This window comes from Sungkyunkwania multivorans (assembly GCF_042675645.1).
Classification (GTDB): Bacteria; Bacteroidota; Bacteroidia; order Flavobacteriales; family Flavobacteriaceae; genus Sungkyunkwania; species Sungkyunkwania multivorans.
The window spans coordinates 40,051-48,415 of the sequence record NZ_JBHTJH010000008.1 but is presented as its reverse complement, the minus strand read 5'-3'; the positions used below and the strand labels follow the sequence as shown (position 1 = coordinate 48,415).

11 protein-coding genes are annotated in these 8,365 nt (G+C 32.5%); all 11 read left to right on the top strand.

What is annotated here, in order from left to right; all coding sequences use genetic code 11:
• Window positions 1–116 precede the first annotated feature (116 nt).
• Window positions 117–875, top strand: a complete 759-nt coding sequence (locus tag ACFQ1M_RS10040) for an NADAR family protein (protein ID WP_386407746.1) — start codon at window positions 117–119, stop codon at window positions 873–875.
• Between the two features lie 182 nt (window positions 876–1,057).
• The gene (locus tag ACFQ1M_RS10035; protein WP_386407743.1) at window positions 1,058–1,504 is read left to right on the top strand and encodes a hypothetical protein; all 447 of its coding nucleotides are present in this window, start codon (window positions 1,058–1,060) and stop codon (window positions 1,502–1,504) included.
• A gap of 247 nt (window positions 1,505–1,751) precedes the next feature.
• Complete coding sequence (locus ACFQ1M_RS10030) at window positions 1,752–2,327, top strand: hypothetical protein (protein ID WP_386407740.1); 576 nt, start codon at window positions 1,752–1,754, stop codon at window positions 2,325–2,327.
• A gap of 209 nt (window positions 2,328–2,536) precedes the next feature.
• Window positions 2,537–3,379 carry a hypothetical protein gene (locus ACFQ1M_RS10025; protein WP_386407737.1) on the top strand — a complete coding sequence of 281 codons (843 nt, stop codon included), beginning with the start codon at window positions 2,537–2,539 and terminating at the stop codon, window positions 3,377–3,379.
• 154 nt (window positions 3,380–3,533) lie between these two features.
• Complete coding sequence (locus ACFQ1M_RS10020; RefSeq protein ID WP_386407734.1) at window positions 3,534–3,890, top strand: hypothetical protein; 357 nt, start codon at window positions 3,534–3,536, stop codon at window positions 3,888–3,890.
• Window positions 3,883–4,335, top strand: a complete 453-nt coding sequence (locus ACFQ1M_RS10015) for a hypothetical protein (protein WP_386407731.1) — start codon at window positions 3,883–3,885, stop codon at window positions 4,333–4,335. The genes ACFQ1M_RS10020 and ACFQ1M_RS10015 overlap by 8 nt, the downstream gene beginning before the upstream one ends.
• A 122-nt stretch (window positions 4,336–4,457) precedes the next feature.
• Window positions 4,458–5,108 carry an AbiV family abortive infection protein gene (locus ACFQ1M_RS10010; protein WP_386407728.1) on the top strand — a complete coding sequence of 217 codons (651 nt, stop codon included), beginning with the start codon at window positions 4,458–4,460 and terminating at the stop codon, window positions 5,106–5,108.
• Between the two features lie 9 nt (window positions 5,109–5,117).
• Window positions 5,118–5,801 carry a hypothetical protein gene (locus ACFQ1M_RS10005; protein WP_386407725.1) on the top strand — a complete coding sequence of 228 codons (684 nt, stop codon included), beginning with the start codon at window positions 5,118–5,120 and terminating at the stop codon, window positions 5,799–5,801.
• Between the two features lie 77 nt (window positions 5,802–5,878).
• Complete coding sequence (locus tag ACFQ1M_RS10000) at window positions 5,879–6,388, top strand: hypothetical protein (RefSeq protein ID WP_386407722.1); 510 nt, start codon at window positions 5,879–5,881, stop codon at window positions 6,386–6,388.
• Between the two features lie 189 nt (window positions 6,389–6,577).
• The gene (locus tag ACFQ1M_RS09995; protein ID WP_386407719.1) at window positions 6,578–7,270 is read left to right on the top strand and encodes a hypothetical protein; all 693 of its coding nucleotides are present in this window, start codon (window positions 6,578–6,580) and stop codon (window positions 7,268–7,270) included.
• Between the two features lie 145 nt (window positions 7,271–7,415).
• Window positions 7,416–8,237, top strand: a complete 822-nt coding sequence (locus ACFQ1M_RS09990; RefSeq protein ID WP_386407716.1) for a hypothetical protein — start codon at window positions 7,416–7,418, stop codon at window positions 8,235–8,237.
• Window positions 8,238–8,365: the final 128 nt, after the last annotated feature.

Here is an 8,365-nt window from a genome sequence, read left to right as displayed (position 1 = left end):
AAACAAAATATAAAAATTCGGCTCTGTGTTAACCTGCCTGACCGCAGGCAGGTCCGAAAAATTAGTGTCTTTTTGCACGCTACGTTTCATACACAAGTCCGTTGCCATTAATTTGAATGAACTACACAAACGAAAAGATAATTGAACGAATTGAATCAGGAGAAAATCTGAAATATCTTCTATTTTGGGGACATCAAAAGTCTGACCGAATTACAAAATCTTGTTTCAGCCAATGGTACGAATCTGAATTTGAGGTAAATGGAATTAAATTCTTAACAGCCGAACATTATATGATGGCTGAGAAAGCTCTTTTATTTGGAGATAAAGAAATTTATCAGGAAATAATAGAGTCAGAAAAAGCAGGAAAAGTAAAGGAACTTGGACGAAAAGTAAAAAACTTTAACCAAAGGATTTGGGAAGAAAATCGATTTGAAATAGTAGTTAGAGGTAATTTCCATAAGTTTAGTCAAAACACGGAGTTATCTGATTTTTTGAAAAGCACAAATGACCGAATTTTAGTTGAGGCAAGTCCTGTAGATAAAATTTGGGGAATCGGACTTGCTCAAAATGATGAAAATGCTGAAATCCCATATTTTTGGAACGGATTGAATTTACTTGGCTATGCTCTAATGGAAACGAGAGATATTCTAAACAAAATTGGAGAGTTTAAACCACTTAAAAATTCTGTTTTACCACCTTGGTTGGCTCATCCTGAAATAGACAGATATAGTATTGGTTGGAGAATGGGATATGGAGAAGAACACATTGACAACTTATTTGCGTATTTAGACAAAATAACTGATACTGAAAGAATAATTTACGAACTGACCTATCCTGAAAATGAGGAATGGAAAGATTGGTATAAAAACGGATAAAAAACTAATGGCAACAATGGCTATAAGTAATTGCTTGTTCTCGCCTACTTCTGAAAATCCTCGCGGATTTTCAGTTTGGTGTGTACTTGCAAAGTTAAGTGCTAACCCACGCAACTACTCATAGCCGAGACCGTTGTAGTGCATTTAAGCAATATCCGTAGTTGGCAACAAGTTTGAAAAATATGAAAAAGGCTATTCTTATCTTAGTACTAATAACTTTCTCTAGTTGCTATTTTGGAGCAAATGAATACAGTGGAAAAATTACTAGAGACTTTTATTTAATAGCTTGGGACGAGAAATTTTGGCAAATATCCCGTTCAAATAATAGTAGTGAATTTAATACTGAAAATATAATAATCAGACATGATGTTTTTGGAGTTGGACATAATAAGGATTTCATAATTGCAATTCAGCATCCATGTGAAAGTGACAAACCTCATTTGACTGATTATTTAGATGATTATAAAGTAAACAAGGAGATTACTAACTATTATATTATTGAATTACTGAAAAATGAAAAATACAGAATCAATAAGTTTGATAGTAAAACTAAATACTTAAAAGCGAGAGTTGAACTTGGAGTACCAGAAAATTTAGAATATATATTCTATAAGGAAACTTTGGAATAAAAACCAGTTGCCAACAACGTATATAATTCATGGCGGAGCCAGTGCTTAATCGAATGAAAGTTCTTACAATTCACTAAATTGTCATCGGAAAAATACACCGAGGCGGCTCCGAACGCACGGCTGAATCGCACGCGTTGCAACGCAACGCTTCCCACATTTGCTCCGCAAATTGACTCGCGCCGATTCAGCCGCTCAAAGACCGCCACAAATCATATACAAAACCGTTTAAAAAAATATGAACTTGAATTTGAAAAAATTAAGAATACCAAAAACGGAATTAAGGTCTTTTATCTTAACGCTGATTGCAACTTTGGCAGGCGTGTTTATCGCAATATCATTAACGAATTCAGGAATACGAAAGAAGGAAAAAGAAGACACAATTAAACTTCTGAATACCTCAAAATTAATATTAATTAACACAAAGGCATACAGTCAAGGGTTGAAAAGAACAGTAGAAAAACGCGAAAAAGACACTACGAGCAGCATTGAAATAATCTCTCAAATGAAAAAAGATAATCCAATTCCTTTTCCCCATTTGTTAGAAACCGTCGTAACAAACGAAATAGTATCTAAAAATATATCTAGGTATTCCCATAGCCAAATTTATGCAGGATTACTAAACCTGAAAAAACTAGCGGATTACCGAACGGCTGAAACATATGACCAAGCATTAACCGAATTAATATTCTTGATGGATTTGGAAATACAATACCAAAAAGGAAAATTAGATGTAGATGAAATTGAAAATGAAATGAATGCAAAACGTGAGGAACTTAAAAAATTAAAAACTAATAAGAATATTCTGGAAATTAGTTCGGAATAAAAACGCACTACAACAACGGCTATAATCTAGCGCTACGTTCGAACACCAAATAGTATTTTCCTACAATTCACTAAATTAGAACTCAAATCAAAAAAACAAACTCGGCACTCGCCTTTTACGGCGGATAAGGCCCTCGCGCGGCTCATGCCCTATCCGCGCCAAGATCATAGCCGAGACCGTTGTATGCCATGTAAAAACGATACTGCAAAATGATAAAGTTTGGAATTTTAATATTGACTCTCGTTACAATTTATTCGTGTAATAGTTCGACTGAGAATAATAATAAGCAGACTGAGACACCAATTCAAAAAGAGAAACGTTCTGATTCCTTGACAAAGATTGTTGCGCAACTTGATACTGAAGAAACTATCGAAAATATTGAGATATCGGAAGCTTTTGCAAAAGCAGTTGAGTGTTTTCCAAATGATAGTGCTTCACTATATAGATTCTATTTTAAATGGAACTCTACGACTGACCAAGAAAAAATTGACAAGCAGATAAAGCGACTTGAGAAATTGACATCAAAAGAGTCGGTTGAGAGATACAGAAGCATTGAAAATAATTTAAAGCCATTAATGACAAGGATTGTAAATTCAAAAACGATTAGTCAACCGCAGTCTGATAGCTTGGTGACACTGTATTCTGATTATGATTACTTTTCAGGAGAATCATTGTTTTCAAGATTACTGACGAATAATGAGAATTATGATTTAGTTTGGGAGTCATTCCGGATTATGGTAAAGGAGAGCAAAACTGATACTTGTTTTATATCTGGATTGATACAACTTGATAAGAATATTAGGACAAATGCGGAATTAGGACAGGCGATGCAAGATTTTACCGTACAAGCCGTTCGAAACAATCCGATTGGATTTCTTGAAATGTACGAGCAGAGAAATGTTGAGCAACGAACTGACTTTGCAAATTATATTGCAATTTGGGATTCACCTGATAAAGAACTGATTGAGAAATATTCGGAAATTTCAGAGAATTCGACAAATGAGAATTATAAGAAATTAGCAACCGAATTGATTGGGAAATTTAAGGATTGATAAAACACGGCATACAACAATGTATATACAAAATAGGCGAAATAGTAGTAAATTCAACGCTTGTAGCCCGCTCCAACTTCCCAACGGTTTAATAAGTTTGGAGCCCGCAATCGCCAACTTTGCATATACTGAACGTTGTAGCCAATTAGAGAAAATGAAAAAATTCCGACTGACATTAATGACTGAAAACCAAAATTCTCTTGAAAAAGGAAAAAAGTTTGCGGAATTGATTGGTAAAACTCTGAATTGCCAAAGCGGATATGAAATTTCAAAATATGAAAAGCTTGAAAACTCATATCGAATTGAATTTATTGGACAATTAACGAGCGGAAAAGACTCTGTTACAGAATCAATCGAGTTGACTGACCGAATATGCTCACCTTGGATTGTGACTTATGAGCGAACCGAAAATAATGTGGAATTGATGTTTAATAAATCGGACATATCTAACTTTCGGAGAAACGAATTTAATGTGCTAAACTGGGCGGAATTTAGAATTGAAAATGAATAAAACTTTAGGAACACCTTGGGATTTTGCAAATGAATACATTTCACCAAACGGGCAATTATCATTGGAATTTGGTTATGTTGGAGAAGTTGCTATGGGAGCACCATTATCAGGAGAATGTTTCTTAAAAATAGCAAAATCAAAAGTTAAACTAGATGGAATGTTTGGTGGTCCAATTGTTTGGAGTGAAAATTCAGATAAAGTAGCGGTTCCATATTGGACTAGAAATAGATTTCAAAAATTAGCCATTATTGATATTAATGAAATGAAAATTCTGATTTCTAAAAGAGATTTCAGAGTAATCGAATTATCAAAGTTTGAGAATGGATTGGTTTATGGAATTGATAGCCCAATTTATCGAACTGAAAAAATTGAATTTAACGTGGGAATTGAAAAATTCTCAAATGAAATAAAAATAAAAACTGGCTACAACAATGGCTATAAGTAATTGCTCGTTCTCGCCTACTTCTGAAAATCCTCGCGGATTTTCAGTTTGGTGTGTACTTGTAAAGTTAAGTGCAAACCCACGCAACTACTCATAGCCGAGACCGTTACCAGCAATAAATCAAATTGACTAAACCGATAACAAAATATAAATTTAAAAAGCTCGCGGCGGAATCATTAAAAAATGGTCTACGCTTACATTTTGACTCTATATTACTTTATCGCAGTAAATCTTACCCATCTGCACTTCAATTATCCATTTTGGCATTAGAAGAGATAAGTAAGTCATATTGGATTGAGCATTACTATGATAGTTCGATAACAAATACAGGTTTTCCAGATGTAGAATTTGAGCAAAAATGGTTAAAACTACTATATTTTCACACAAAAAAACATAGCGCGTTTGTAGGTTGGGGATGGTCTGAACAATATAAAGATTCATTTGTTGAATCTTTACGAAATGGAGATATTGACAGATTAAAACAAACAGCAACTTATGTCGGTCTGGAAAGAATAAATAAAAAAATTGACACAAAAGGCAGAATATCAACTCCTGAAAAAATTAAGGCTAAAGACGCTAGAAAAATGATTTCTGTTCTAAATGATCACTTACTTGATAGATGCGAAATGAAGTCATTTTATGGAAATGCATATCAAATTCAAGAAAAGGACAATATTTTAACAGAGGAAATCTCAATAAGATTAAATAATTGGGGACATAATAGCGGATTAAGAAAAGAACCTCTTTTCAAAACTAGAATTAAAAAAAGGAATTAAGTCTAAACAATGGATTCCAAAAGCATAAATAAAAAGATAACTACTTTGAGTGAAAAGATTATTAAAAATGGAGATGATTCGTTCAGATTATGGCTAGAATTTGAAGAATCAAGTCCCTGGAATAATATTGAAAATGATTTTGCAAATATTGGAGTTAGCACATTGGACGGAAGAAGATATGGAATCAATGTTTGGACATTTAAATTTCTTGAATCGGCAATTAAACTGGATGAGGAAAACGGAGAAAATTTGAATGGACTTTATCTAACACCTCCTGATTTGTTTGTGAAAGAATTATCCAGAGATTGTATCGAGAAATCAATAGCTGATTTGCTTGAAAAAGGAAATTTAGAAGATTCTCTAAATAATTCAATATTCGAATTAGAATTTCTTGAACCATATTGGGATGCAATTGAAATGGAAGAAAAGAGTATTCAAACTTTAACTAATGAACTCAAACTTGAATTGCCAGACAATCACCTACTACGGAATGAGAATTTTGAATTGATTGCACGAAAAACGAATAATGACGATATTGTCTTGGAACTTGAAGACGAACGAATTGTCGTTGTTCATTTAACCTGGAAATCAAAAAAGGAAATTGATGGATATCCGATAACGAGAATCTATAAGAACAAAATAGATTTTTGGAGGAAAGAAATGAAACAAGACGTTATTGAATTTAAAGAATAAAAAGCTGGTAACACTGTATATGAAATCATAGCACCCTTCGGGATACTACGCTTCATATACTAAACGTTGTACAACATATGAAAAAGACTCTAGTAACATTTTTAATTTTATTCTATTCTCTTGTCATAAATGCGCAAGAAAATATACTCTTGACTGAATTAAATAAAATCGATGCTGGAGATAATCAGGTGTTCCACATAATCAAAAATCCTATTTCGAATTTAGAGGAAAATGATTTAATACAGAATTTAAAAAAGAAACTTAAATCTGAATTAAATACCATATATTCCTGTATGGATTCATATGCTAACAGCAAAGAATTAAAATTGAATGAAAATGAAACATCTGAACTGAAAAGACGCATTGAACACATATCATCTGAGTTCTATAAATCAAAAAAATACGCTTTAGTAAAAACATCAGGCGGAATTGCACCTATATATGGAGTTGGAATGGATACAATTTTGAATAAAAAAGTTGCAATCGTCTATTTGGGAGGAGATTGTAGTATGACCGAAATTGATATCCGGTGGGATGAAATTACTTCAATCTTTAATGAAAAAATGAAATCCTTGTTAAGTAAATAAACGTTGTACAACACTATATATGTGATCATAGCAGTTAAGTGATGAATCGAATGGTTCTTGTATATTTGGTAAGGCGCAATGATTGCAGAATGGAAAAGTTAGCAACCAATGCGCAGAAAGATCGAAAAGCAAGGTAACAATTTGCCCTGCTACGACACATATATTAAACGTTACCTACCATTTAACAAAATGAAGTACTTTACATTTCACATCGACGATTCTGGAGCAATTGAGGACATTGATTATAAAAAAGTAAATGGACAAAATATTACGATTTGTAAAATGTATGACGACGATGAATTCAACAAGCTGAATGACATTTTACATTCTATTAATGAGTTCATACTGAATGAAAAAGTATTGAACATTTTGAAGGACAGTAAAACGATACAGTATGATTTGAGAAAAGCAAAAATGCTTCGAAAAGAAAAACTGTTCGGAATTTTAAAAAAGAATAAATCCTACGATTATTTTGACTTGACTTTTCCTGACAAATACGTAGACGAATGTTATAATTGGATTGACTTTGAGAAAAGCGAAATATTTGCGAGTGACGAAACTGGAAATGTCATTAAAATCTTATCTCATCAACAAGAATTGGAATTGATTGCGGAAAATAAATCTGACTCTCAAAAAAAATATTCTTTTGAGACTAAAAAAGTGGTTTTTGGAAAAAACTTCGATTATGATTTTGACTTGTTTAAAATCCCTCATTATTCGTGGGGAATTTATGTTTCGGAGAGATTAAAAAACAAATTGGAAAGTGCTAAAATAACTGGGATTGGATTTGCAGAAAGTAAAGAGAAACTTGGAAAAATGTGGAAACCGCATTTCCCAATAATAGAATTTGAAAGAATAAAAACGGTAGGTAACAATGTATAACCGCAATTACGGCGGATTCGACTACGTCCGAATCCACTCGGAATTGCTAAGGTCAGTACCAAACCGAAAATTAACGCATATTAACCCGTAACTGACGGTTATACGAGACCGTTAGGGTACATTTACAGAAACCAAGTAAACATCAATGAGATCAACAATTTTAATAGCTACTTTCCTTCTATCGCAACTAACCTTTTCACAGTCAATAGCAAGTTATAACAGCAATGCTACCAAATACGAAAAGAATGCAAATTTTGCTCAAATTATTGAAAAAACGAGTTTTTATAATTCAGACGGAATTAAAACGGAAATTGAGCATAAGGATTTCAATAAGTCAATGCAATTGACAAGCCTAAAAAGGTTCGATGATAAAAATAAATTGATTTGGCTAAATATGTATAAGTATGACAGTTTGCAAAGACGAGTGAGACTTGACAACAAAAGATGGATAAACATAATTGGATATCAAACAAAACACACTGACTATAAATATGATTCAATTGGCAATTTTGTTCAGATAGATTATAATTCTCAAAAACAAATTTCGAATATCGCTCAATACTTCTTGGACAAAGAAAAACACTTAATTAGACTTGAAAACTTTAATGGAAATGGTAGTTTAATTGGTTATGAAACTGCAAATTACGATTTAGAAAATAACGTCGTCGTCATTAATCAATATAATAATAAAAACGAGCTGGTTAATTCTAATAATAGAGCTATAAGTCATTCTGGAGAGAAAAAACAAAAGACTTCGAATAAATATAATGAACAAGGAGATTTAATATTTTACAAAAGAAATTGGAACGACAATGATAATGTTTGTTACACAATTGAATATAAGTATGACAAAAAAGGAAATTGGATTTCAAAAAAAAGATATAGCCATATTCAAACTGAAAGCGGAAAGTTGAAAAAGAAAAAAACAAAGATGGTTAAGACGAGAAAAATAAAATATAGAGAATAAAAAACGTACCCTAACAAAGTCTATAGCTTCACCGTGTATACTAATCTTAATCCTCTCTTTTGTTCTTTCTAGTTAATAACTCTAAAATTAAGAGATTGTAAACTTAAGACGTATATAAAAAATAGCGG

Coding starts and splice junctions, on each gene's coding strand:
- ACFQ1M_RS10035 (WP_386407743.1), top strand. CDS start 1,058: ATGAAAAAGGCTATTCTTATCTTAGTACTAATAACTTTCTCTAGTTGC.
- ACFQ1M_RS09995 (WP_386407719.1), top strand. CDS start 6,578: ATGAAGTACTTTACATTTCACATCGACGATTCTGGAGCAATTGAGGAC.
- ACFQ1M_RS10040 (WP_386407746.1), top strand. CDS start 117: ATGAACTACACAAACGAAAAGATAATTGAACGAATTGAATCAGGAGAA.
- ACFQ1M_RS10005 (WP_386407725.1), top strand. CDS start 5,118: ATGGATTCCAAAAGCATAAATAAAAAGATAACTACTTTGAGTGAAAAG.
- ACFQ1M_RS10025 (WP_386407737.1), top strand. CDS start 2,537: ATGATAAAGTTTGGAATTTTAATATTGACTCTCGTTACAATTTATTCG.
- ACFQ1M_RS09990 (WP_386407716.1), top strand. CDS start 7,416: ATGAGATCAACAATTTTAATAGCTACTTTCCTTCTATCGCAACTAACC.
- ACFQ1M_RS10015 (WP_386407731.1), top strand. CDS start 3,883: ATGAATAAAACTTTAGGAACACCTTGGGATTTTGCAAATGAATACATT.
- ACFQ1M_RS10000 (WP_386407722.1), top strand. CDS start 5,879: ATGAAAAAGACTCTAGTAACATTTTTAATTTTATTCTATTCTCTTGTC.
- ACFQ1M_RS10020 (WP_386407734.1), top strand. CDS start 3,534: ATGAAAAAATTCCGACTGACATTAATGACTGAAAACCAAAATTCTCTT.